Annotated in this window: 26 protein-coding genes; 14 read left to right on the forward strand and 12 right to left on the reverse strand. The window is 37.9% G+C overall.

The window, feature by feature from the left end; all coding sequences use genetic code 11:
• The first annotated feature begins 7 nt into the window (after positions 1–7).
• Positions 8–1,432 carry a magnesium transporter CorA family protein gene (locus tag ADM90_RS10465; protein WP_053994973.1) on the forward strand — a complete coding sequence of 475 codons (1,425 nt, stop codon included), beginning with the start codon at positions 8–10 and terminating at the stop codon, positions 1,430–1,432.
• A 40-nt stretch (positions 1,433–1,472) separates the two neighbouring features.
• Here the strand turns inward: ADM90_RS10465 and ADM90_RS10470 are convergent, their stop codons facing one another.
• A complete protein-coding gene (locus tag ADM90_RS10470) occupies positions 1,473–1,685 on the reverse strand; it encodes a hypothetical protein (protein WP_053994974.1) in 213 nt (70 codons plus the stop codon).
• A 22-nt stretch (positions 1,686–1,707) separates the two neighbouring features.
• Positions 1,708–2,295: a peptidylprolyl isomerase gene (locus ADM90_RS10475; RefSeq protein WP_053994975.1), complete on the reverse strand. Its 588-nt coding sequence runs from the start codon at positions 2,293–2,295 to the stop codon at positions 1,708–1,710.
• 220 nt (positions 2,296–2,515) lie between these two features.
• Here ADM90_RS10475 and ADM90_RS10480 point away from each other — a divergent pair, with 220 nt between their 5' ends.
• Positions 2,516–4,366: a transglycosylase domain-containing protein gene (locus ADM90_RS10480; protein ID WP_053994976.1), complete on the forward strand. Its 1,851-nt coding sequence runs from the start codon at positions 2,516–2,518 to the stop codon at positions 4,364–4,366.
• A 180-nt stretch (positions 4,367–4,546) separates the two neighbouring features.
• Here the strand turns inward: ADM90_RS10480 and ADM90_RS10485 are convergent, their stop codons facing one another.
• Positions 4,547–5,110: a DUF5366 family protein gene (locus tag ADM90_RS10485; RefSeq protein WP_053994977.1), complete on the reverse strand. Its 564-nt coding sequence runs from the start codon at positions 5,108–5,110 to the stop codon at positions 4,547–4,549.
• A 155-nt stretch (positions 5,111–5,265) separates the two neighbouring features.
• Here ADM90_RS10485 and ADM90_RS10490 point away from each other — a divergent pair, with 155 nt between their 5' ends.
• The 7 genes from ADM90_RS10490 to mnhG are packed head-to-tail and all read left to right on the forward strand — an operon-like array spanning position 5,266 to position 11,024.
• Positions 5,266–7,680 carry a Na+/H+ antiporter subunit A gene (locus ADM90_RS10490; RefSeq protein WP_083448521.1) on the forward strand — a complete coding sequence of 805 codons (2,415 nt, stop codon included), beginning with the start codon at positions 5,266–5,268 and terminating at the stop codon, positions 7,678–7,680.
• On the forward strand, positions 7,667–8,089 hold the full coding sequence (locus ADM90_RS10495; protein WP_053994978.1) for a Na(+)/H(+) antiporter subunit B: 423 nt from the start codon (positions 7,667–7,669) through the stop codon (positions 8,087–8,089). Before ADM90_RS10490 ends, ADM90_RS10495 begins: the two co-directional genes overlap by 14 nt.
• Positions 8,089–8,430 (forward strand): Na(+)/H(+) antiporter subunit C, encoded by a 342-nt coding sequence (locus tag ADM90_RS10500; RefSeq protein ID WP_053994979.1) that lies wholly within the window; start codon positions 8,089–8,091, stop codon positions 8,428–8,430. The genes ADM90_RS10495 and ADM90_RS10500 overlap by 1 nt, the downstream gene beginning before the upstream one ends.
• The gene (locus ADM90_RS10505; RefSeq protein WP_053994980.1) at positions 8,423–9,910 is read left to right on the forward strand and encodes a Na+/H+ antiporter subunit D; all 1,488 of its coding nucleotides are present in this window, start codon (positions 8,423–8,425) and stop codon (positions 9,908–9,910) included. The genes ADM90_RS10500 and ADM90_RS10505 overlap by 8 nt, the downstream gene beginning before the upstream one ends.
• 4 nt (positions 9,911–9,914) lie before the next feature.
• Positions 9,915–10,394, forward strand: coding sequence for a Na+/H+ antiporter subunit E (locus ADM90_RS10510; protein ID WP_053994981.1), 480 nt, complete (start codon positions 9,915–9,917; stop codon positions 10,392–10,394).
• Positions 10,391–10,672: a Na(+)/H(+) antiporter subunit F1 gene (locus ADM90_RS10515; protein ID WP_053994982.1), complete on the forward strand. Its 282-nt coding sequence runs from the start codon at positions 10,391–10,393 to the stop codon at positions 10,670–10,672. Before ADM90_RS10510 ends, ADM90_RS10515 begins: the two co-directional genes overlap by 4 nt.
• Entirely contained in the window at positions 10,656–11,024 is a 369-nt protein-coding gene (mnhG, locus tag ADM90_RS10520) for a monovalent cation/H(+) antiporter subunit G (RefSeq protein ID WP_053994983.1), read from the forward strand. The genes ADM90_RS10515 and mnhG overlap by 17 nt, the downstream gene beginning before the upstream one ends.
• A gap of 50 nt (positions 11,025–11,074) precedes the next feature.
• On the opposite strand, the gene cysC is transcribed toward mnhG, so the two are convergent.
• From cysC to ADM90_RS10540, 4 genes are read right to left on the reverse strand one after another with little or no spacing between them, the layout of a single operon-like run.
• On the reverse strand, positions 11,075–11,668 hold the full coding sequence (gene cysC / locus ADM90_RS10525) for an adenylyl-sulfate kinase (RefSeq protein ID WP_053994984.1): 594 nt from the start codon (positions 11,666–11,668) through the stop codon (positions 11,075–11,077).
• The gene (sat, locus tag ADM90_RS10530) at positions 11,665–12,804 is read right to left on the reverse strand and encodes a sulfate adenylyltransferase (RefSeq protein ID WP_053994985.1); all 1,140 of its coding nucleotides are present in this window, start codon (positions 12,802–12,804) and stop codon (positions 11,665–11,667) included. The genes cysC and sat overlap by 4 nt, the downstream gene beginning before the upstream one ends.
• A gap of 57 nt (positions 12,805–12,861) precedes the next feature.
• Positions 12,862–13,926, reverse strand: a complete 1,065-nt coding sequence (locus ADM90_RS10535) for an inorganic phosphate transporter (RefSeq protein ID WP_053994986.1) — start codon at positions 13,924–13,926, stop codon at positions 12,862–12,864.
• A 12-nt stretch (positions 13,927–13,938) separates the two neighbouring features.
• Positions 13,939–14,640, reverse strand: coding sequence for a phosphoadenylyl-sulfate reductase (locus tag ADM90_RS10540; protein WP_053994987.1), 702 nt, complete (start codon positions 14,638–14,640; stop codon positions 13,939–13,941).
• A 696-nt stretch (positions 14,641–15,336) separates the two neighbouring features.
• Between ADM90_RS10540 and ADM90_RS10545 the strand changes: the two genes are divergently transcribed.
• Genes ADM90_RS10545 through ADM90_RS10560 form a run of 4 tightly spaced genes read left to right on the forward strand, consistent with a single transcriptional unit; the run spans position 15,337 to position 19,170 of the window.
• Positions 15,337–16,386: a sulfate ABC transporter substrate-binding protein gene (locus ADM90_RS10545; RefSeq protein ID WP_053994988.1), complete on the forward strand. Its 1,050-nt coding sequence runs from the start codon at positions 15,337–15,339 to the stop codon at positions 16,384–16,386.
• A gap of 11 nt (positions 16,387–16,397) precedes the next feature.
• Positions 16,398–17,231, forward strand: a complete 834-nt coding sequence (gene cysT, locus ADM90_RS10550) for a sulfate ABC transporter permease subunit CysT (RefSeq protein WP_053994989.1) — start codon at positions 16,398–16,400, stop codon at positions 17,229–17,231.
• Positions 17,232–17,241: 10 nt separating this feature from the next.
• A complete protein-coding gene (gene cysW / locus ADM90_RS10555) occupies positions 17,242–18,084 on the forward strand; it encodes a sulfate ABC transporter permease subunit CysW (RefSeq protein WP_053994990.1) in 843 nt (280 codons plus the stop codon).
• 15 nt (positions 18,085–18,099) lie between these two features.
• On the forward strand, positions 18,100–19,170 hold the full coding sequence (locus tag ADM90_RS10560; RefSeq protein WP_053994991.1) for a sulfate/molybdate ABC transporter ATP-binding protein: 1,071 nt from the start codon (positions 18,100–18,102) through the stop codon (positions 19,168–19,170).
• Positions 19,171–19,228: 58 nt separating this feature from the next.
• On the opposite strand, the gene ADM90_RS10565 is transcribed toward ADM90_RS10560, so the two are convergent.
• The 5 genes from ADM90_RS10565 to ADM90_RS10585 form a co-directional block, all read right to left on the reverse strand.
• Positions 19,229–19,873, reverse strand: coding sequence for a hypothetical protein (locus ADM90_RS10565; protein WP_053994992.1), 645 nt, complete (start codon positions 19,871–19,873; stop codon positions 19,229–19,231).
• Positions 19,863–20,744: an ATP-binding cassette domain-containing protein gene (locus ADM90_RS10570; protein ID WP_053994993.1), complete on the reverse strand. Its 882-nt coding sequence runs from the start codon at positions 20,742–20,744 to the stop codon at positions 19,863–19,865. Before ADM90_RS10570 ends, ADM90_RS10565 begins: the two co-directional genes overlap by 11 nt.
• Positions 20,728–22,746: an ABC transporter permease gene (locus ADM90_RS10575; protein ID WP_053994994.1), complete on the reverse strand. Its 2,019-nt coding sequence runs from the start codon at positions 22,744–22,746 to the stop codon at positions 20,728–20,730. Before ADM90_RS10575 ends, ADM90_RS10570 begins: the two co-directional genes overlap by 17 nt.
• A gap of 66 nt (positions 22,747–22,812) precedes the next feature.
• Positions 22,813–22,983 carry a hypothetical protein gene (locus tag ADM90_RS24490; protein WP_161804066.1) on the reverse strand — a complete coding sequence of 57 codons (171 nt, stop codon included), beginning with the start codon at positions 22,981–22,983 and terminating at the stop codon, positions 22,813–22,815.
• A 47-nt stretch (positions 22,984–23,030) separates the two neighbouring features.
• Positions 23,031–23,885, reverse strand: coding sequence for a hypothetical protein (locus ADM90_RS10585; protein WP_053994996.1), 855 nt, complete (start codon positions 23,883–23,885; stop codon positions 23,031–23,033).
• 231 nt (positions 23,886–24,116) lie between these two features.
• Here ADM90_RS10585 and ADM90_RS24495 point away from each other — a divergent pair, with 231 nt between their 5' ends.
• Entirely contained in the window at positions 24,117–24,281 is a 165-nt protein-coding gene (locus ADM90_RS24495) for a hypothetical protein (protein WP_161804067.1), read from the forward strand.
• Positions 24,282–24,283 lie beyond the last annotated feature (2 nt).

A 24,283-nucleotide genomic window follows, 5' to 3' on the forward strand; every position in this document is an offset into this window, starting at 1 on the left:
TTTTCCTTTGGATTTAGCTCCATTAATGATTAAACATGCCTATATGACATTCTTACTTCCCTTTGCCTATCATTCGAAAAACCGGCGAAGAATTTGTGATGTACTTCAACACGAAGGTTTTTCTTTTTTTACATTAGATAACACCGCTCTTGAAAATGCTTTTTACGGAGATATTACCATTGTACATGAGGAGCTTGCCCAGTTTTTCTATCCCTTTCTCGAGGATAAACTATTTCCAAACGACATGGACAGCCCAGACTTTATACGCTTTTCAAAAGCTTTTTATACCCAAGGATCCTTACATCATCAAGAAAATCATATAAATTATGAAGTAATGAGTATAGATGTTACACTCTGTCCTTTCGGAAACGGTATTGTAACAGTTCGTACATGCATTACAGATACCCCACATGATATTAGTGATATTTTAACTTTTATTCACTACTTTAGAGTATTAGAGGCAAAGTTAAGAGAAGAAAAAGGAGCAAGCCATCATTTTTCATTTGGCCATTGTTCTTCCACGAGCGAACTATTATTTAATTATTTTATTCCCTACCTAAAGCCTTTTCTATTGCATCAGCAGGATCACAGCTATGAAGGCTTACCTTTTTTTGAAGATGAACGAATGTTTTCCTCTGCTTATTTAATTGGGGATGAACAAGCAGAGATCTTATCTGAACATTTATTTCGACTAGGGCAAGTTGATGGGAGAACACCTGATGGTAAGCCCTTTATTTCTAGTACGAATCCTCAATATATCTCAAACTATGTGAAAGAACACGCTTATACACGATGGGCACCAAACAGTTATATCATCACTTCTGCACAGGCACAAATGACATTTACGAATATGCCCTTAGAAAAATGTACACACAGCCTTCAGGAATTTATGGGTACTCACTACTATAATCTTTTTACTCATTATTTTTATAAAATGATGCTCTTAAAGCTTTCCTATGAATATAGTGAAATAAAGTGGGGCAAGGACAAGCAAGTTGTTAATGCATTAATCGAGCTAATTACAAAATTTTCTGCACGCTATTATTTTAAAGAAGTCATTGTCCGAACTGAGGGTAGAGAACTTTCCCAGATGCTTCGGAAGTTTTTCCGTATTAAGGAGCACTATTTAGAAACAAAAGAGACATTGGACAGTTTGTATCGTATACAGGAGGATCAATCCGATAATCGAAGCAACAATTTACTGTTCATTTTAACTGTATTTACTGTGGTATCTGGTATTTACGGTATGAATTTAGTAATTGAAGGCTGGAAGGATAGCAGTGATTTAGGTAATATTTGGAGTTATACACTTTTTGAATGGGTAGCCTTTATTACCGCGTTAAGTGGGATTGGCCTGTCAATTATCCTTGTTTTCTTCACTGCCATCAAAACGCTACAAAATACTTTGCGTCGTTCTAAAAGAAAAATATAAGTAAAAAGAATCTGCCCCCCACGGAAGCAGATTCTTTTTACTAGATATTCTGTTGATTGTTTGTATTTTTCTTCTCAGCCAAAATACGCGCTTCGATTTCCTTCGATTTTATTTCTTGCTTTTTAGAAATTTTACGAAGAAGCATAAAGACAGCAATACATAAAATAAGCATAATTAAAAATTCAAACGCTGCTGGAAGATAGCCTGATTTATCTTCAGGGAAATATAAAAATTGATACATTAAGTTTTCCATAGACTACACGTCCTTTTATATATTATTCAAAGACTGTAATTGACTCAATTTTCACATCTTCTACTGGCTTATCACGGAAATCTTTTTCTACATCCGCGATTTTATCTACAATATCCATTCCTTCTACAACATGACCGAATACTGTATGTTTATGGTCTAACCAAGGTGTACCACCATTTTGTGCATAAGCTTCAATGATTTCTTCTGGGAAGCCTGCTCCCTGTAATTGACGAAGCATATCACTTGGAAGGTGCTTCATTTGCACAATAAAGAATTGAGAACCATTTGTGTTTGGACCTGCATTTGCCATTGACAATGCACCGCGAAGATTAAACAGTTCATCTGAGAATTCATCCTCAAAGGAGTTCCCCCAAATTGATTCACCACCCATACCAGTACCAGTTGGATCACCGCCCTGAATCATAAAATCTTGAATCACACGGTGGAAAATAATGCCGTTATAGTAGCCTGATTTTGCATGACCTAAAAAGTTTTCAACTGTTTTAGGTGCCTGCTCTGGGAATAATTTAATTTTAATTGTACCTAATGTTGTGTTCATTTCTACAAGCACTTCGCCTGCTTGTACATCTGTTGTTAATTGTGGAAACATCAAAGTCTCTCCTTTAAAAGTAAAATTTCAGTGTTAATGAAAAAGATGATGGTGCATCCTTATCTGACCTCATTTTAGTCTAACATACTTCCCAACTGTTTTCTTCATCAAAGTATTGACGATTTTTGCACTTTTTATAGCAGTCGTTTGAACACGTATTTGGCGTTAAGCCAAAATATGTTATTCTATGGAGTGATTGATAGAAATTATGGAGGCCTATATGAAAAAAGCTTTTGGTTTTTTTATTATACTGCTATCACTACCCACACTTTGGTTGATTAGCGCAAATATTCGGACAGAGATCCAAACAGCTCTAGCACATGAGGAGCAAATTGCCCATGCTATTCATTTACCTGAAGTACAAAAACAGCTCCCTGTAACGCTTATCGATCAGCATGGACAAACATTTAGTGAGGAATATGTCGAATGGCGACAGCCACTTACATTACAAGAAATCCCCAAAATTGCCCAGGAAATATTTATTGCTAGTGAGGATGTTGACTTTTATGAACATGTTGGCTTTGATTTAAGTGCAATTATTCGTGCGGTTGTAGCCAATTCCAATACGAATACAGCCTCTCAGGGGGGAAGTACCATCACTCAGCAACTTGTACGGATGCGTTATTTATCAGAGGAAAAAACATATGAACGAAAATTAACAGAGCTTTTTTATGCCTATGAATTAGAAAAAGAGTTTGATAAAGAAGCTATTTTAACAATGTATTTGAATGAAGCTTATTTTAGCAATCAGGTATATGGTATCGGTGGAGCAGCTACCTATTATTTTCAAAAGCCTCTTCAAGAACTATCCATTGCTGAAATTGCTTTTATTGCCGCTATTCCAAATAATCCATCCCTCTATAACCCATTAAAAAATTTCGATCAAACGAAGGCGAGACAGGAGCGTTTATTGGACACATTAGCAGCAAATAGCTTTATTACCAAGGAAGCTGCACAAGCATATAAGACGGAAACCATTACATTAACGATTAAAGATAAAATTCAAAACTATCCGATGTACAGTACTTATGTTTTGCAAGAGCTCAAATGGTTAATAGCAGAAAAGGAAGGTTATACAGACCGACTGAACCATACAGATAATGAAGAAGATAAGAAAAAGATTAAAACACAATTAGATAATCGCCTTCAAACATTATTTCAAAATGGACTCATTATTCATACGGCACTTGATCCAGTTAAACAAATGCATGATGAAAATAATATGACAGCTATTCTAGGTACAGGGCAACTGCAAGCAGCCGGAGCTGTTATTGATAATCAATCACGAGAAGTTGTGAGTCTCTATGCAGGGAAAAACTATGAAAAATTTGATTACCACCGTGCCTTTCAAGGGACACGACAGCCAGGATCAGCCTTTAAGCCATTAGCTGTCTATGCACCTTTTTTTGAAACAACAACGCATACGCCCGATTCTATTGTGAATGGGGGTAATTATTGCATTGGCTCATTTTGTCCGCAAAACTATGGAGGCTATGTATATGGTAATGTATCTATACGCACAGCATTTCGCCATAGCTACAATACCTCAGCATTACGACTGTTTCAAACAGTGGGTGTTGATACGGCCTTTCATTATTTAGATCGTTTCCACTTCCGTTCCATAGTGGATGCAGATCGTAATTATGCTGCATCCTTGGGTGGGCTAACATATGGGGTAACAGCCTTAGAGCTAGCTGATGCTTATACAAGCTTTATTGATGGGTCTTACGGGCTTGCACATAGTATTCGTAAAGTAACAACCCTAGAGGGGACAACACTTTATAGCTGGGATACAGAGCGCGAGCAAATTTGGTCATCACAAACAGTCAAATATATGCGTGAGCTTCTGACAGATGTTGTAGCAAACGGAACAGGACAGGGTGTTTATAGCCCTAGCAGCTACATTGGGGCAAAAACAGGTACAACGAATGACTATCGTGATTACTGGCTTGCTGGTCTCAATGATCGTTACACAGCGGCAGTATGGCTAGGCTATGATAAACCACAATCTATGCAGCGACTAGAAGCCTATAAAATTCATCATCAGTTATTTAATGTTTTACTGGAATAGCACATACTACAAGAAAAGGGACTGTCGGAAAAATGTAATTTTTTCCAACAGTCCCAATATTTATAGTAAATATAGCTGTACCTGTTGCTATGCTTTCGGTACCATAAATATTGCTTCTGTGGTGATGCTATGGAGTATCTCAAAATGGCTTTTCAGACAACTTCTCTTGCTATTATGTATCTAGCTTGCAAATGGTAAGCTTGCCAAAATACCATTATACAATTTTAAAATAACATAGACCACTAATGTTAATAAGATCGTCCACATAAACAGCTCAAAAACTAACAGCCCGATTGTGCTGCCCATCGACATAAAATGGCTCATTTTATAAATCAAATAAATAAAGTAGGCAAATATCGTTAAGACAAAGATGCCGATGAGCACATAAATAAATTGAATAGCAAAGGCTGAGCACATCGCACCAATAAATAATATAATAAAGCCGCCTCGCGCCTGATTTACTGTTGCCCCATCATTATCTTTCGAAAAAAAGAGCATCCCTAGCTCATGGATCGTTTCCCCTACTAGTTTAAGCGCTGAAAATACCATAAAGAAAACAATGGCAAAAACAATCAATAAAAATACACGTAATTCAAAATCAGATAAAAATTCTCGCATGCCTGAGTAAACACCGATTGCTTGAAAAATTTGTAAAGATTGCCCCACAGCATACATACCAAATGTTAAACTAAATAATAAAATTGTAATTAATGGTAGATAACCATAGATATACGGATTCCTCATAAAAAAATTTTTTCCTCTATTTTTCTTAATAACTTCCTATTTATAATATAGCCAAAACTCTTCCACTACTGCAAGCTAAATCCTGTTTGTACATATGCATTCATAATAAAAGTACGCTATAATTGGTGTACTTACTTGCATAAAGGAGGATTTTTTTGTTACAAGTACTTTATATTTTCATGCCAATAGTAGCGGCTCTATTTGTGCCCCTTTTCTATAAACGCATGAAACATATTCACACAGGTTGGTTCGTTCTTGCTGTACCTGCTACACTTGCAATCATTTATGCAACCTATATTGCTCAAGTAGCCAAAGGAGAAGTGTTTACTGCAGAGCTGCCTTGGATTCCATCACTGGATATTTCGGTTATCTCTTATTTAGATGGACTTAGCTTATTATTCTCACTGCTAATTACTGGCATCGGCTCCTTAGTTGTACTTTACTCTATTTTTTACTTAGACAAGCATAAAGAAAAATTACATAACTTTTATGTTTACTTACTGTTATTTATGTCTGCAATGTTGGGTGTTGTACAGTCGGACCATTTAATTACACTCTATTTCTTTTGGGAGCTCACATCGATTTCATCATTTTTACTGATCGGCTATTGGTATACACGAGATGCCTCACGCCTAGGTGCATTAAAATCAATGTTGATTACAGTTGGTGGCGGCTTAATGATGCTAGGTGGGTTTGTTCTTCTTTATTTAATGGGTGGAACTTTTTCCATTCGTGAGCTGATTACAATGGCGCCTAATTTAGCAGAGCATCCTTTGTTTACCTGGTCATTACTATTATTACTGTTAGGTGCATTTACAAAATCTGCGCAATTCCCATTTTACATTTGGCTACCAGATGCAATGGAAGCGCCAACACCTGTGAGTGCCTACCTTCACTCTGCCACAATGGTGAAAGCAGGTATTTATTTAGTTGCGCGCTTTACACCTATTTTTGCGGCGTCTGAGCTTTGGGTATGGCTGGTAACAGGCGTTGGTATTTTAACACTCTTCTGGGGTTCCTTCTTTGCTGTAAAGCAAACAGATTTAAAAGGAATTCTGGCGTTTTCTACAGTCAGTCAGCTTGGACTTATTATGTCATTGCTTGGGGCAAGCGCTGTTGCTTTTCATAGTAATGACTCTATCGATACGATTAAATATGCGGCTTTTGCTGCTATTTTCCACCTTATCAACCATGCAACCTTTAAAGGCAGCCTCTTTATGATTGCTGGGATTGTAGATCACGAAACAGGTACGCGTGATATTCGAAAGCTCGGAGGCTTAATGAGTATTATGCCCATTAGCTTTACTGTGGCCGCAATTGGAAGCTTATCAATGGCTGGTCTTCCACCATTTAACGGCTTTTTAAGTAAGGAAATGTTTTTAACAGCTATGCTGGCATTGCAAAATTTTGAATTTTTCGGCTTTGATACTTGGGGTGCGCTTTTCCCAATTATCGCTTGGATTGCTAGCATTTTTACCTTTATTTATAGCTTTTATTTTGTCGCTAGAACATTTATGGGCAATTACAAACCAGAACAATTGCCACATCAGCCACATGAGGCGCCAATTGGTATGCTTATTTCACCAATACTTTTAGCAACGTGCGTAATTGTCATCTTCTTTGTGCCAAACTTTATTGGTGATACCTTTGTAAAACCAGCTGTTCAAGCAATCCAACCATTTTTATATACAACCCCGCAAGATGTTGATATTTATGTATCTGCTTGGCATGGACACATTACGCCTGAGCTATTAATGACGGTTGGCATTATTATTGTCGGTGTTTTATTATTTGTCACTTTACCAAAATGGCAGGGGCTGTATCGACGCTTCCCACAAGCGTTCACATTGAACAATGCTTATAACAAAATAATGCAGGGATTAGATGTTGGCTTAAATCGTCTATCACAGCGCTTTATGACGGAGTCTATGCGCCATTATTTACTCTATATGTTTAGTGGGATTACGATTATTGTGATCGGCTCTCTTTTTCTTAAAGATGCCTTTCGCATTGCTTGGCAGGAGACATCACCTATTCGACCATATGAGCTTATCCTAGCGGTGGTTTTAGTAATTGGCACAGCCATTGTGATCTTGGCAAAATCACGACTAACAGCCATTATTGGGCTAGGTGCTGTCGGCTACACAGTCGCTTTATTCTTTGTTATTTTTAATGCACCTGATCTAGCCCTTACACAGCTTGTTATCGAAACGATTTCAGTAGCCTTATTCTTAATGGCATTTTACCACCTACCGAAGCTTGGCAAACGTGAAGAACGGATGAAATTCCAATTAAATCGCGCTATTATCTCAATTGCAGTCGGTATTATGGTGACTCTTGTTGCGCTGTCTGCTCATTCTCAAAAACTTATTCCATCCATCTCTAAATATTATGAGGAAACTGTTTATTCTTTAGCAGGTGGAGGCAATATTGTAAACGTGATTTTAGTAGACTATCGTGGCTTTGATACATTATTTGAAATTACAGTATTAGGCATTGCTGGCATGGGTATTTTAGCCATGATTAAATTACGTATGAATCGAAAGGAGAAAATACATGAAAACAAATGATGTGATCATCCAGTTTACCGCTAAAATTGTATTCTTTATTATTTTCTTCTTCTCTATTCATATTTTTCTGGCGGGTCACTACACACCAGGAGGCGGCTTTGTTGGAGGACTATTAACATCAAGTGCCATTGTACTTTTGATCATAACGTTTGATATTAATACAGTTCGTCATATTTTACCGATCAATTACACGTATTTTACTGCTGGTGGCTTACTGCTAGCTCTTGCAACAGCAGCATTTCCAATGTTTGTAGGCAAGCCATTTTTTACACATTTCTTTGATTATTTTGATTTACCATTGCTAGGCAAGCAGTCACTCCATACGGCTATGCTGTTTGATACTGGCGTCTATTTGGTTGTTGTTGGCGTTACGATGACCATTATTCAAACGATTGGGGAGGATGAATAATGGAAATAATTATGGCCTTTGTCATTGGCTTTCTCTTTATGGCAGCTGTCTATTTGATGCTGTCAAAAAGTTTATTACGCATTATTATTGGTACAGGCTTATTAAGTCATGGAGCACATTTGCTTATTTTAACGATGGGTGGTCTTGGCGGAGAGGCTCCTCCTGTTTTAAGCGAGGGTGCTAAAACATTCGCTGATCCCTTACCACAGGCACTTATTTTAACAGCGATTGTTATTAGCTTTGGGGTAACAGCATTTTTCCTTGTTCTTGCTTATCGTTCCTATCAAGAGCTAAAAACAGATGATATTAGTCTAATGAGAGGAAGTGACGAGGATGAATAACTTCCTTCTACTGCCTATTATCATCCCATTTTTCTTTGGGATTATTTTAATGCTTGGCAGAAAAAATTTAACCTATCAACGCGGATTTGCCTTACTAGGCGTGGGACTTGCCCTTATTTCAGCCCTTACGCTTCTTTTCAAAGTAAAGCATGACGGCATCCAAAAGGTAACATTTGGCGATTGGCCTGTACCTTATGGGATTACAATGGTTTCTGATATGGTGTCTGTATTGCTCGTTACAACAACATTGCTTATTGCTCTTTTTGTTGTATGGTATGGCTTTGGCTCCATTACGAAGGAACGGGAACACTTCTTTTATTATCCTGGCATTATGTTTATTTTAACAGGGGTCAATGGAGCATTTACAACGGGTGATATTTTTAACCTCTTTGTATTCTTTGAAGTCTTATTAATGGCGTCCTATTTACTCATTGTGCTTGGGGGAGAAAAGGGTCAGCTAAAAGGGTCGATTAAATATATTTTAATTAATGTGATTTCATCTGCTCTCTTCGTCATTACAGTTGCCTTTTTATATTCTGTAGTTGGTACATTAAATATGGCAGATATTGCTGTGAAAATAGCGGATATTCAGCAGCCAGGCATTATTACGGTCATCGCTGTCCTCTTTTTAATGGTCTTTGGCTTAAAAGCAGCGATTTTCCCCTTATATTTCTGGCTACCAACTTCTTATGCAGCAGCACCGATTCCTGTGCTAACCCTATTTGGTGCGCTACTAACGAAAGTCGGGGTATATGCGATTACCCGCACCTATACATTGTTTTTTGTGCATGATTTATCATACACGCATCATTTACTGATGGTGCTAGCTATAGCTACAATTATAGCTGGCTGTATTGGGGCACTCGCTTATTTTGATGTCAAGCTTATTATTATCTACAATATTGTCATTGCAGTAGGTGTTATTTTATTTGGGGTTTCCCAAATGAATGAGGTTGCCTTAAAAGGAGCAATGTTTTATTTTATTCACGATATGTTAATTAAGGCAGCGCTCTTTATGTTAATCGGGATTGTTATTTATATTACAGGTACATCCGATTTGCGTAAGATGGGTGGACTCATTAAGAAATATCCTGTTCTTGGCTGGAGCTATTTAATTGCAGCCTTTGGCCTAGCAGGTATTCCACCGCTTAGTGGCTTTGTTGGCAAGCTATTAATTGTCCAAGGTGGCTTTGAGGCTGGTAGCATGTGGGGCAGTATTTTTATCTTAGCCTCCTCACTGCTTGTGTTATTGTCAGTGATTCGTATTTTTATCTATGCCTTTTGGGGTGAAGAAAAAGAAACAAACGCTGCTGTCGATCAAAAGGTTTATAAAATGCTATTTATACCTACTGCCCTGTTAGTATGCATCAGCGTGGCATATGGTGTTGGCTCCGAATGGATTACACCATTTATGGATGATGCCGCAAAATTATTAAATGATCCATCTATTTATATAGATGCTGTGATGAAGGAGGATTAAGACGGTGGCATTTCAAATCATTTTAAACTTTGTACTTGCCTTTGTATGGATGTTCCTATCCTCTAATTACACAGCAGCAGGCTTTATTATTGGGTTCCTACTAGGTATTATTTTACTGATGATGATGCGACGCTTTTTCACTTCACGCCTTTATATTTACCGTATATGGGCCATTATTAAACTAACCTTGCTATTCTTTAAAGAATTAGTATTAGCCAATGTTCAAGTACTTCGAGTTGTTTTAAAGCCAGAGCTAGATATGCAGCCCGCCTTTTTTGCCTATCCTACTGTTTTAAAGCAAGACTGGGAAATCACGCTATTATCCAGCTTAATTACGTTAACACCAGGAACAGTGGTCGTGCATGTATCTGATGATGCTAAAACGTTGTATATCCATGCGATTGATATTAGTGATGTAGATGAGGCGATTGCTGCGATTCACGATTCATTTGAGAAAGCTATTTTGGAGGTGAGTAAATCATGACAATCTTTATTATCGCTGTCATTGTAGTGATTTGCTTATCAATGATTGGGGTTATTTATCGTATGATTAAAGGCCCTGCTGCATCAGACCGTGTTGTTGCACTGGATTCACTTGGTGTATCACTGATTTCGCTTATTGGGCTGTTTTCGATATTAGTAGAAACAAGCTTTTTCCTTGAAATTATTTTATTGCTAGCAATCTTATCGTTTATCGGTACAGTGGCTTTCTCTAAATTTATAGAGAAAGGAGATATCTTAAAACGTGACAATTCTCGCTAATAGTTTAGTTATCTTTTTTATTACCGTTGGGGTACTCTTTATTGTGGTCACTGCTATTGGGCTTATTCGTTTACCTGATCTGTACACACGTGCCCATGCTGCCTCTAAAAGTGCAACGCTTGGGGTGATGTGTGTATTAATCGGTGTATTCTTTCACTTTTGGTTAATTGAGGGTCATTTTAATCCACGTATTTTACTAGGGGTATTATTCTTGTTTATTACAGGTCCTGTCGGCGGACATATTATGACGCGCTCCTCCTACATCGCTGGCGTCAAACCCTGGAAAGGAACTGTACGTGACGAGCTAGGTCCTGAAATTGAAAGAATGAAGAAGGAGCAAAATATTAAATAATCCATAAGAAAGCTGCCCGATACATAGAGATCGAGCAGCTTTTGGTTTGCTTAAATATAGCCTTTATCTGTTAAAATCTGTGTAAGCTGTTGAGCGCACTCTTCAATAGAATATTGCTCTGTATTTAAGGTGATTTCTGGATTTTCTGGCTCCTCATACGGCGCGCTAATACCTGTAAAGTTAGGGATTTCTGCATTTCTTGCCTTTTTATATAAACCCTTTGGATCTCTTTGTTCACAAGTTTCCACGGAACATTTTACATAAACCTCAATAAATTCACCATCCGCTACAAGCTTACGCACAACTTCACGATCCTCACGATAAGGAGAAATAAACGCTGTTAAAACAATTTGACCGCTTTCCACAAACAGCTTTGCAACTTCTCCGATACGGCGGATATTCTCCTTTCTTCCTACCTCATCAAAGCCTAAATCCTTATTTAAGCCATGACGTACATTATCACCGTCTAATACAAATGCTTGATTACCGCTTTCAAATAATTGACGAGCAAATGCATTGGCTACAGATGATTTTCCTGAGGCAGATAAGCCCGTAAACCATAAAATAAAGCTTTGATGTTTATTTTTTGAACGACGCTCCTCTTTTGTAATGGAGGCTTCATGCCAAACTATATTTGAACTCATTTTACTGCCTCCTTACGCATACCCTTAATTAATATATCTACTACTTCCTTACGACTAAAGGTAGTTGGTGGCACTTCACCATTGCGTAGCATTTCACGTACTTTTGTACCTGATAAGATGACATGTGCAGTGCTATCATGTGGACAAGTTTTTGTTGTAGCCATCCCTTCACATTTTTTGCAGTAGAAGCTATGCTCAAACTTTAATGGCACAATGCCCAACTCATCCTCTGTAAATTGTTCAAAGATTTTTTGTGCATCATATGTGCCGTAGTAATCACCCACACCTGCATGGTCACGACCAACGATAAAATGCGTACAGCCATAATTTTTTCGAACAAGTGCATGGAAAATAGCTTCCTTTGGTCCCGCATAACGCATAGCTGCTGGGAATACCCCTAATTGCACGCGGCTTTCTGGATAGTAGTTTTGCAGTAATACCTCATAGCTTTCCATACGAATAGCTGCAGAAACATCATCTGACTTTGTTTCACCAACAAGTGGATTTAAGAATAAGCCATCAATCGTTTCAAGTGCCGCCTTTTGAATATATTCATGTGCGCGATGCACTGGATTACGTGTTTGGAAGCCAACAATTGTTTTCCAGCCTTTTTCTGCGAACAATTGACGTGTTTCAACTGGATCAAATGAATAGGCAGGGAACTTTTGAGCAATACGTTTTACTAATGTAATTTTGCCGCCAACATAAATCGCAGGACGTTCATATAGCTTTTGAACACCAGGGTGTGCTAAATCCTCTGTACCATAGACAAGTAAAGCCTCTTTTCTCTTATTTGGCTCATAAATATCTGCTACTTGAATCACACCATAAACTTCATGATGATAAACTAATTTTACCTCGTCGCCAGCCTGTAGCGTTGCTGCCTTCTCCTTTGTTACAGGTAATGTAATCGGAATGCTCCACACAACGTCTGATGCTAAACGACTTTGTTCCACAACTGATTCGTAGTCCTCTTGTGTTAAAAAGCCTTCAATTGGGCTATAGCCACCTATTGCAATTAATTCGAGGTCACTAAGTGAAATCGCGTCCAGCTCAATCTCCTTGCGAATAGCTGTCAAATCTTTCTCAGGGTTAAATGCCTGTACAAGTAATCCACCATGTGGTTGTAAACTCATTTTAATTTCCTCCTAAATCTAGTTAAATACTATGTTTTTTAATGACAATAAGCTATGTTAAATACCTTCTCCTGCATCATAAATAGATTGCTCTTCTTCACGCATCATACGCATTAAGCTTATGACACCGAGCGTTCCAATAATAATGCTACCAATTAGAACAATAGCATAGAGATCCTTTTCCAAAAATAACTGGACTAAAAAATACGAAATGGCTAATGAAAAAATTGGTGAAACAATCCAAATACGAAGTATCTTTTTCACAATATTCTTATGGAAAATTTGTGCCCCATTTTGCGCCATTCCCATACCAATAATAGATGAAGATGTTACTTGTGTAAGCGGCACTGGAAGCCCAAATATCGAGCTAATCCCAACCAACAGTGCACCTGTACTGGAAATTAAAATTCCCTCAGCCTTCTTAAAGCGCATAATTTTTTTACCATTTGTTTCAAGCACTCGTTTTCCAAGTAATATAGCTCCAATCGCAACAAAAGCCCCGCCAAGCACAATACCTGTTGTCACATCCATCATACCAGCACCAACGAGTGGCCCAACTGCATTGGCAACGTTGTTCATCCCTGCTGAAAAAGCCTCAAAAAATCCCGCTAATATCAAAAGAATAGTCAAAATTGGGCGATCTTTTAATAATCCCTTGCCTTGTAATTTGTATAATAGTCGCCCAAATACAAGGGCAATCACAAAGGCTACAATCGGCACAATCACCCAAAATGACATAATGACAAGTAAGGATTTTACAAATAATACTTTGTAAGCAATCCCTACACCAACAACAGCACCTACCGTTACTTCACTTGTTGATAACGGTATACCTAAAAGGTTGGCGAAAAATAGTGAGCTTGTGGCAGAAATTAAAATAATAATAACGACCTTCACCGTAATATACTCTGTAGGCATAATACCTGAGCTAATTGTTTTAACCACTTCTCCTCCGCCTAATACAGCACCGCTATAGACACCAATTGCGCACAATAGTAAGGCTTGCCAAGCTTTTTTAATAGCACCTGCGCCATAAGCAACCCCCATAGAAGCGGCTGCTCCACTTGCACCTATATTCATCGCAAAAAATAAGCTAATCGCTATTGCAAAATATTCAAGCATGGCACAACTCCTTTACTCATGTAATCCGCATTCTGTTTTACCAGAACCTTGCCATCTGCCTGAACGTAAATCCTCCATCGTAAAGGCCGGCTTTGTACAATGCTCACAGCCAATACTTGGATAACCTTGATCATGCAATGGATTGTACGGCAAATCATGCTTTGAAACATAACGCCAAACGTCCTTCCAAGTCCAATGAATAAGTGGACATACCTTAATTGACTGAAATTTATCGTCACGATTAAGGAAGTTTGTTTTTTGGCGTGTTGGTGATTGTTCACGGCGAAGGCCTGATATCCAAGCCTTTGTACCTGATAATGCTTCATATAAAGGCTTAATCTTCCGAATATCACAGCATTGATTTGGATTCGATTGCCATAGCTCAGCACCATACTGAGCCGCCTGTTGTTCAAGCGTAAGTGCAGGCTTCTTCATCACAATATTTAATTGTGAATATTTTTCTTTGACACGATTAATCGTCTCATATGTTTCTTTAAAATGAACATCTGTATCTAAAAAGACAATGGTGGCATCAGGCTTTACCTTTGAAATAAGATCAATTAAAACAATGCCCTCAATGCCAAAGCTACATGCATAAACGATGTCATCCCCATATTCCTGATAGCTCCATCGTAAAACCTCCAGTGCAGCCTTATACGTTTCATCAACCTGAAAATCAATGGTTGGCTCCTGCCAAGTTGCGTATGTTAACATCAAATCCCCCTCACTTGCGAAAAAAGGCGTTCTAACAGAAGACACCGTAAAACAGGTCCTTGTTAAAACGCCTCTAGTTTAACTAGTCAGCTCATTATTTTATGATTGCTCACTATTTCATGTCACAATCGCTTTTCTTATTTAATAATATATAACACAGTACACCAAGTAGTCAACTAGGTTTTTTATTTTTTTGAATTTTAACGCTTTTTTCGATTATCCCTCTCAAAGCGGTACATGTTTTGTTGAGCAAGTTCTACACACTTTTGAGCGCTTTCTCTCACTTTTTGAGCGCTCTCTCACAATTTTTGAGCGCATCCTCCCACTTTTGAGCGTTCTCTCTCCTTTTTTGAGCGAGTCCTCCTCGCTTTTGAGCGCATCCCTCACACTTCCGAGCGAACTTACACTCTTTTTTGCGCGACAACAGCGATCCACCAGAATTGAAGATTCATTTGATTTCTCCTTTACAACCTCCCACCCTATTCCATATTGTTACTACAAAATTTAACACCCATCAATAATTATTTTCAAAATTCCTTGTTGACTAATAGGAAATGTATGTTTAATGTATTACTAAGCGATAACGCAAACAAAATAATGCTGATCAGAGGATCTGAAGGCCATCTACCTATGTGATTAATCATTGTAGGAGATGGCTTTTTGTATTCTTGAATTCAGAAAAGGGAGAGAAACGATATGAAAAAAAGAAACCATATTTTCCGCTCATTAGCACTGCTATCTGTATTAACGTTGGGTTTAACAGGCTGTGGCACTACTTCAGAAGAAAATGCAGATGGCCAAAAGACAGCAAAATCTGTGGAACTACTAAATGTGTCCTATGATCCTACACGTGAGCTTTATGATGAGTTCAACCAAGATTTTATAAAGAAATGGAAGGATGAAACAGGTCAAGAGGTCTCGATTAAGCAATCCCATGGTGGCTCTGGCAAACAAGGTCGAGCCGTGATCGATGGTCTTGAAGCAGATGTTGTCACACTTGCACTAGCCTATGATATTGACGAAATTGCACAAGCTCGCGATCTATTAAACGAAGACTGGCAAACAGAATTTGATAATAATTCTACTCCATACACATCAACTATAGTCTTTTTAGTGCGCAAGGGTAATCCAAAAGATATTCACGATTGGGATGATTTAACAAAGGATGATGTATCAGTAATTACACCTAATCCCAAAACATCTGGTGGAGCTCGTTGGAATTACTTAGCCGCTTGGGCTTATGCTGGGAAACTATATAACAACGATGAAACGAAAATAAAGGAGTTTATGAATGCACTTTATAGCAATGTAGAGGTACTAGATTCTGGTGCTCGCGGCTCTACAACAACATTCGTGGAACGAAAAATCGGGGATGTGTTAATTGCTTGGGAAAATGAAGCCTATCTATCACTTCATGAGTTGGGCAAAGATGAATTTGAAATCATCACTCCTTCATTAAGTATTTTAGCAGAGCCACCTGTAGCTGTTGTTGACAAAATTGTTGATAAAAAAGGTACGCGTGAAGTCGCTGAGGCTTATTTACAGCATTTATATAGTGATACTGGTCAAGAAATTGCTGCTAAAAACTACTATCGACCACGCAACGAAGATATTTTAGCCAAGTATAAAGATCAATTCCCGCAGCTTGAGCTTGTTTCCATTGACGATTTTGGTGGCTGGTCAGAGGCACAGGCCACTCACTTTAAAGATGGCGGTACTTTTGATGAAATCTATGTACCACAATAAGGGGTGTTTTGATGAGTAATGTAAGCCTTCCTAAAAAAGCACGTAGAATTATTCCAGGTTTTCATTTGTCACTTGGCTATACAATGCTCTATGTTAGTTTGCTAGTGTTGTTGCCACTATCAATGATTTTTATTCATACCATGTCCTTAAGTTGGACTGAATTTATTGCAATCATTACAGATCCTCGTGCTGTTGCTTCTTATAAAGTAAGCTTCGGCACAGCGCTGGTCGCTGGTATTATCAATGCTATTTTCGGCACAATTATTGCTTGGGTACTTGTACGCTATCAATTTCCCTTTAAAAGAATTATTGATGGACTAGTAGATTTGCCCTTTGCCTTACCTACTGCTGTAGCTGGTATTGCTTTGACTTCACTCTACGCGCCAAATGGCTGGATTGGTCAATTTTTTGAGTTTAAAATTGCCTTTTCGCCTCTTGGCATTATTATCGCCCTTACTTTTATTGGGCTACCATTTGTTGTTCGAACAGTACAGCCAGTTTTACAAAATATTAGCGCTGAGGTCGAGGAAGCCTCTGCTAGCCTTGGCGCAAATCGTTTACAAACCTTTCGTAAAATCCTCTTGCCTGAGCTAGCACCTGCTATTTTAACAGGCTTTTCTTTAGCCTTTGCTCGTGCATTAGGTGAATATGGCTCCGTTGTTTTTATTGCTGGAAATATGCCGATGAAAACGGAAATTACACCTTTAATTATTATGACAAAGCTGGAACAATATGATTATACTGGTGCTACTGCAATAGCAGTCGTTATGCTTGTGACATCCTTTGTGTTATTATTCATTATTAATTTCATACAATGGCTAACCAATCGCCGTTTTGTCCATTAGGAGGTATTATATGGAACAATCAATAGCTCTATCAAAGTCTGCTGCTTTACAAGAGCCTCGTATTATTCGATATCTATTAACGTTTATTGCTTTAGCGTTTTTAGCCTTTTTTATCGTATTGCCTTTAGTATCTATTTTTGTCACGGCTTTTCAAAAGGGCGTAGAGGTGTACTTTGCAGCAATTACCCATCCAGATGCTTTAGCAGCTATTAAACTAACATTAATAGTGGTCGCTATTGCTGTACCGCTGAATGCTATTTTCGGTGTAATGGCTGCTTGGGCACTCACTAAATTTAATTTTAAAGGAAAAAATCTCTTACTTACTATTGTTGATCTACCCTTTGCGGTCTCCCCTGTTATTGCAGGTCTAATATTTATTTTATTGTTCGGCTCTCAGGGGCTATTTGGTGATTGGCTATTCGCTCACGATATTAAAATTGTTTTTGCACTACCTGGTATTGTACTTGCCACTATTTTTGTAACATTGCCTTTTGTTGCACGTGAATTGATACCTTTAATGCAGACACAGGGAACATCTGAGGAGGAAGCCTCTATTTCTCTTGGTGCTAGTGGCTTTAAGACATTTTGGTATGTCACATTACCAAATATTAAATGGGGCTTATTCTATGGCTTGATATTATGTAATGCACGGGCTATTGGGGAATTTGGGGCTGTCTCTGTTGTATCAGGCCATATACGAGGCATGACCAATACGATGCCGCTGCATATTGAAATTTTATATAATGAATATCAATTTTCAGCCGCCTTTGCTGTCGCATCCTTAATGAGTGTGATGGCGATCTTAACATTAATTATAAAAGACATTATTGCATGGAAATCAAAATCCGTTTAAAGGGGATTGTTTAGTATGAGTATTCACATTCACAACGTATCGAAAAAATATGGCTCTTTTCAAGCATTGGAGGATATTTCAGTCGATATTCAGTCTGGGGAGCTAGTAGCGTTACTTGGTCCCTCTGGCTCAGGAAAAACCTCATTATTACGTGTTATTGCAGGTCTTGAATCCTCTGATGTGGGCGAAATCTTATTTGATGGGCAGTCTATGACGGAGCGACATCCAAAGGAACGCAATGTGGGCTTTGTTTTTCAACATTATGCCCTTTTTCGCCATATGACCGTCTTTGATAATGTTGCTTACGGGCTAAAGGTTCGTCCTCGAAAAACCAGACCCTCTAAGCAAGATATCAAAACGAAAGTAATGGAATTGCTACAACTTGTTAAACTTGAAAACTTTGCGAATCGTTATCCTACACAGCTATCAGGTGGACAAAGGCAACGGGTAGCACTTGCCCGAGCGCTTGCTGTAGAGCCTAAGGTGCTTTTACTCGATGAGCCTTTTGGAGCGCTTGATGCCAAAGTGCGCAAGGAATTGCGTCGTTGGCTACGCAAGCTGCATGATGAGTTTCATATTACAAGTATTTTTGTCACACATGATCAGGAGGAAGCCCTAGATGTAGCAGATCGCATTGTGGTGATGAACAACGGCAAAATCGAGCAAATTGGGAGCCCTGATGAGGTCTATACAAATCCAAAGAGTCCATTTGTCTATGATTTTTTAGGTAATGTCAATCTCTTTAAGGGACGTTTAGCGAATGGCAAGCTAATGCATGGCGAATTTGCACTTGATGTACCTGATAGCCACACACATACAGACGATAACGCCATAGGCTATGTCCGCCCACATGATATCCATATTGAGAAAACCAATATGCCAGGTACAGTCCCTGCAAAAATCAGTCATATTCATTTACTAGGGCCGATTGTACAAATTGAGCTACGGCGTGAAGACCTTGATGAATTTTTAGAGGCTGAATTAACAAAAGAACAATTCTTTCAGCTCCAGCTTACAATTGGCGATCAAGTCTATATCAAGCCAAAGCAATTAAAGGTGTTTATTCCTGAGGATTATTCTATTTAATAAAGCTGCATGAAATCCAAGCTCTAAAATTCTTGGGGTTCATGCAGCCTATTTTCTATTAAAATAGTCGTATTTTCTTTGCTACATACAACGCCATACTGACTGTTGTTAACAATAAGAATGTAAATTTCTTCGTCATTTCTGGATCTTCTGGTAGAGGTGGCAAAAAGATAAAAATATGTGGCCATGGCAGACCTGATGTTCCCAATGTCACCACCTCAATCACCGTATAAATAAAGATAATCGCTAAGGTTAGCTCAACACTCCTCATCATAAAAAGCAAGGCAAGTCCGCCAAACAAATAAAACAACAGTAGTACAGGTAAATGGGCTAATGTAATGTTATCAAAAACAGCAGCCCCTCCACCTCCCTTTATTCCGATAATTAGCAAGAGCACAATTAGCAAGAAACTATAGAGAATACCATAACGAGCAATATCATAAAAAAACCATTTGCGATAATAGGGAAACAATGTATCCTCCGCTCCATGCACTAATAGCTCGCTATAACGATACACTAGATGCCAACAGCAAAATGGCAAAAAAATACCTTGCACAATAATAAAATGATTATAATAATCTTTCTCCATTGAGGCATAAAATAAAATCCCTAGCAAAGCTACTCCCCACATGAAAAACGGCACATAAAATGCCCCTTTCATGCTTTTTTTATCAAATGCAAACAATAGCCTACTATTTTCCATTATTATCAACACCTCGTACAATCGCTAAATAGCCTTCCATTAAACGAGGAATCACCCTTGGCTGATCTAAAGCTTCCGTTGAAAAGATACGCACCTTTAAATGTTGTTCCTCTTCATTAATTTGTGTAACATCCTGTGTCATTAAGAGCTCACTTAATGCCTCTGCCTGCACATCCATATGATAGACATAACCGTCCGCTCGCTGCTTTAGCTCCTCAGGTGTACCTTCAAAACGTAGCTGTCCTTGTGTGAGGATGCCAATTTTAGTACAAAGAAATTCAATATCCTCAACAATATGAGAGGAGATAACAATCGTATGCTGTTTTCCTAGCTCTAATAATAAGTTACGAAAGCGAATTCGCTCCTCTATATCAAGCCCTGCAGTCGGCTCATCAAACAATAAAATAGATGGCTTTCTCATTAATAATTGGGCAATACCGACTCTTCTTCGCATCCCTCCTGATAGCTCATTCATTTTTTTATGTTGCTGTCCACTTAAATTTACAATCGCTAATGCCTCTTCTATTTGCTGCTGTCGCTCGCTTTTTTTCACAATCCCCTGCAAAACAGCAATATGATCAAGCACCTCATAGACTGAAATTTCAGGATAAATCATAAAATCCTGTGGTAAATAACCGATCAAGGTATTAGCAGTAATATAGCTAGCATGGCGATGGACATAGTGTTGATCATCAATTTTAATTGAACCAGCCGTCAACGTCTGCAATCCTGCTAATATTTTCATTAATGTTGTCTTACCTGCCCCATTTGGACCAATTAAACCATAAATCCCTTCAACCGTTAATGAAACATCATCTAATATATTGCGCTTTTTAATCGTTTTTGCTAAATTCTCAATTTCCATTCTCATGCTGAAGCACCTCCCGTACAAGTTGTTCAATTTGCTGCCAGTCATTTTGCACCTGCTCAATATTACTAAACCATGCACTTAATAACCGATTTTGTAATGCTTCGTCTGCTTGCAATACCTGACTATAAACAAAATCAGCCGATTGTTGATCTGTAGCTGAGAACTCATGATAATAAAATGGGCTTGGGCGGAACAATTCAGATCCTGGTTGGTTAATTTTATGACGTGTTGCTAAAATTTGGCCTGTTAAATCCAGCCATTCCTCAGCAACCGCTGGATTGCTCAATTGCTGATTAATATGTGCAAATGCCAGCTTACTTGGCATTAAATAAGCTGTCCCATCAATGGAGTCAATAGCATAGAGAGAATCCGTTGGGTATAACAGGAAATTATCGTGCCATTGTACTGCTCCCCCTCCTGATTGAAAAACCAGCAAATCTGGCAAAGCTCGACTAGCAGGCATTAGCTTTTGAAGGTCTTGATTAACCTGCTCCATACGTGTAATCATCACCTCAAATTGCTCCTTTGTATCCACTCCATCTAATGGATAGACTACTTGATAGTGCCCAATTGTTTGCTGTTGGAACGGTGCTTTGATTACTGCTAGGCCATCTACAACGCCCTCATAAATGGTTGGCTGTATTTTAGGAATATTTAACAGTAATTTTTGCTTGCTATGCACCTGAAATTTCACTGCTGGCTCCTGAATTGGCTTAAGAATAGCTCGACTATAGCCTATAAAATCAACATACTGTACAAGCGGTTCCGCACTTCTTTTTGGATACCAGTCCACTGTAGCAGGTAATAGCCAACGATCTCGATGCACCTTAACAAAAAATTGACTCGTTAATGTATAGTCAAAAGTTAAAGCAGTTGTTGTTGGTTGAATCGTAACACTCACTGTATCTCCTTGACGTTGAAAAAATTGCTCCTTCCCATGCTCATCTACAATGCGCTGAATTGGAAAGGCATGATGAAGCTGAAAGGTCGGTGTCGTTGTTTGTACTTGCTTTAATGCAACTGTTGTCGATAATTGATTGCCTGTATCACCAATGTTAATTGTATAATTAGCAATATGATAACGTAAATCGGCTGGCGGTATAGTATAATTTTTATAATAAAGACTTTCAGCTTCTTCATCTGCATAGTTAAAGACTCTTGATTCATTACGTGTCATCTGCTCAATACTTCCTATTGTTAGCCCACCTACTAGCAATATAGCAATTACAGTAGCTATCCGCTGTTGACGGAACATGCTATAACGCAATAAGCTAATCAAAAGTAATAAGACCGACACCAATATCCAGCCAATTCCTTTCCACGCTGTCCCACTTGAATAACTATAGCCCATATATGATTGATAGACTTGGTAGAGACTCATTGTAGATAAATATGAAAAGCTACGCCAATCATCCGCCTGAATTTGTCGAAAATAGTCGATAAAAATTTCTGTATTTATCGGTCCTAGTAAAAACCAAATTATCAGTAAAATCACAAAGCTTATCTTATGTTTGCCCACTACACTAGCAATCAGCACACCAATCGCTAAACCAATCAAGGTTGGTAGCCAACAATAGAGCACAATAAATAGAGCTACTTCTAGATAAAAGTTTGACCACGGAACCGAAACAGCCCTATAAAAGCCCCATACAAGCAGTGTTTGGACAATAAAAAATATACCTTGAATACTCATATGTACAAATGCCATTGCTACTATTTTCTGCCATAATATACGGTAGGCATCTGAGAAATAACGTTCCATCCCAAAAGCACGCTCTTCGGCAAATAAGCGGTAAAAATAGACCATATAGATCATAAAAAGCATTTGCCCAGGCACAAAAAGCTCACCTAATACATTGCCATAGTCTTTTGAAGTTCCATTATATAGGACAATATACCGGACAGATAGCATCACCGTATAGACAAGTAGAGACCCCATATAAAATTTACTTGTTATTAGACGTCTGCTATAAAAAGCGACTAAATTTATCCATCGACTCATCCGCTCCATCCTTTCATCCTATACTAGTAAAGATGCATCGCAATAAACTGCGATGCATCTTTTAGCTTAATTCACCGTGACTTTAGCACTACCCGAAATTTGTGTTGTATTCGCCTGTGTATTTGCTTGTGCATAATACTGATCTCCACTTGTTGCTGTAAAAGGTGTGGATGTGGATGTTCCTGGGTTTGCAATTAAGTTTGCCTTAATCGTATCTGGCCACCAATTTTTATACACTTTAGCATAGCCCTGTACGTAAAACGCCGGACCTGATGATGTCACTGTCAAAATAAATTATTTTTTTGCTCTAACAACTCCGTATTTAGATGAATATACTGCTCGAAATAGAATGCATGCTTTGCAGTTTGAAAGACATCTGCATATAAACGTTCCACCCCTACACTCATTACAAGTAATCCCAAAAACATCGCTACTACCAATACTTTTGTCTGTTTTATTCTCAAATACACTAGCCATAAAATAATAATCCACATAAGACATAGTGCTTTAAACAACAATGATTCATCTGCCTGAAGCGATCCAGAAAGTACGGGATAATAAGGTAGACTATTCATAATAAATAAATCATAGTAGGGCTTCTTCCATTCGATTAGTAAACTGATAAACAAAGGAATACAGAACATTAATCCATAGATTGCTCCAAGCATTTTGAGCTTTCGATAGGAAATATCAGCACTAAACATACCAATTAGTAATCCTATTAAAAATGGCATATAGTAATAATTACCATAATCACTACCTATACTAACAACTAATTCATAAGAAAAATGGAATAAATAACTATAATAGCAAATGAAAAGAACTAGGAATATACTATGTAAAATTGTAAAACCTGTTATTACTTTCAAATACCATAGCATTAAATTTTGGCGAAAATAATTAACAGAACTTGCATAATAGAACATACTAGACGGATCGACCTTTACATAAATGACTGATACCATAAAGTATCCCCATAAAATAGAAGCCACAATGCCAGACCCTATTAAATATTTAGTGTAAAGTAAAAATTCACCTACATGTGGTACATCAGGATTTGTAAATAGATAAATCATAGGGATATACAATAAGGCGATTCCTATCAATGATGTTTTGCTGCGTAAACTATTTCTAAACATGAAAAACCCCTCTATTCTATTCTCATCAATTTACAAAAGTCTACAATTATTTCGCTAATTTCCTAAAGCATAACAAAATAAAACATAAAAAAATATCCGTATATTCCGTAATTTTCTTGCGGAATATACCTATTTAATAATATTGTCTATAAAGATAATATTTTACTATTATTTGTTTTTATAGTATGATATAAATTGGAAAATTATTATTATTAAGGAGTGTTTTTGAAAATGAATCAAAAATTATGGGAAATTGTTCAGTTATTTAAAGAGAAAAAGGAGCTTTCTACAGAGGATTGGGTATATGCAGAATCAGTACTAGAGCCAGAGGTATTTCAATTATTAGCACTACAATTTGATGGAAAGATGAATATAGTCTCACCAGGTTGGAAATAGAT

Origin of the sequence: Lysinibacillus macroides, from assembly GCF_001281525.1 — a bacterium.
GTDB lineage: Bacteria > Bacillota > Bacilli > Bacillales_A > Planococcaceae > Lysinibacillus > Lysinibacillus macroides.